At 60.8% G+C, this 904-nt stretch carries 2 protein-coding genes; both read right to left on the bottom strand.

Features of this window, described 5'->3' with window-relative positions; translation table 11 throughout:
• The coding region (locus tag ACK59Z_RS25825; RefSeq protein WP_409293991.1) for an FAD-dependent oxidoreductase at positions 1–290 on the bottom strand (290 nt) is incomplete at its 3' end.
• Between the two features lie 142 nt (positions 291–432).
• The coding region (locus ACK59Z_RS25820; protein WP_404649001.1) for a thiamine pyrophosphate-dependent enzyme at positions 433–904 on the bottom strand (472 nt) is incomplete at its 5' end.

The following is a 904-nucleotide window of genomic DNA, read 5'->3' as shown; positions in this document are numbered from 1 at the left end:
GTCAGGTGTCGCCCGCCTACACGCCGGGACTGCTCAATCAAGGTGATACGGTTGAAACCACAGCGCAATAACTCGCGGGCAGCAGTCAGCCCGGTAACTCCGGCACCGACGATGCAAATGCGGTGATCGGGTTGTGTGGCACGTGCGACGCCTCCCTCTTGTTCGATAAGACGGCGGTAGTCGAAGCAGAGATCCGGGGGATTAGGGAAACGCGCTGCCCACGGCTGCGTGGGCAGTAATGGGTCGATGGCCAGATCGGCAGGATGGTTGTGTGTTGAACCAATAGTCATGTTCTCGGGTTCTCCATGAGTAGAGAACCTGAGAATGATCAATTGCAACAGGCGTGAAGTGGTTGCTAACTACCACCCGCCGGCACCTACAGGATCTGAGATACCTGTGGGTGCCGGCTTACAGCGATAAGGTCGTCAGGGTTTACACCGCCAGCGCGCGCTCACGCAGCTCGCTGTTGAGGATGCGGTCGTTCTCGCTGTAATCGACCGGGCAGTCGATCACGTGCACACCTGGGGTCTTGATGCAGTGCTCCAGCAGCGGCAGCAGGCCTTCGGCGCTTTCCACGCGGTGGCCGTTGGCGCCGTAGGCTTCGGCATACTTGACGAAGTCCGGGTTGCCGTAGTCCAGGCCGAAATCGGTGAAGCCCATGTTGGCCTGCTTCCAGCGGATCATGCCGTAGCCGTCGTCACGCAGGATCACCACGGTGATGTGCATGCCCAGACGTACTGCAGTCTCCAGTTCCTGGCTGTTCATCATGAAGCCGCCGTCGCCGCACACCGAGATTACCGGGCGGTCCGGGTGCACCAGGTGCGCAGCCATTGCCGATGGCAGGCCGGCGCCCATGGTCGCCAGGGCGTTGTCCAGCAGCACGGTGTTTGGCTTGTGCGCTTTG

The organism is Pseudomonas sp. KCJK9058, assembly GCF_046230975.1.
Lineage (GTDB): Bacteria > Pseudomonadota > Gammaproteobacteria > Pseudomonadales > Pseudomonadaceae > Aquipseudomonas > Aquipseudomonas alloputida.
This window is presented reverse-complemented; position numbering and strand designations above follow the sequence as displayed.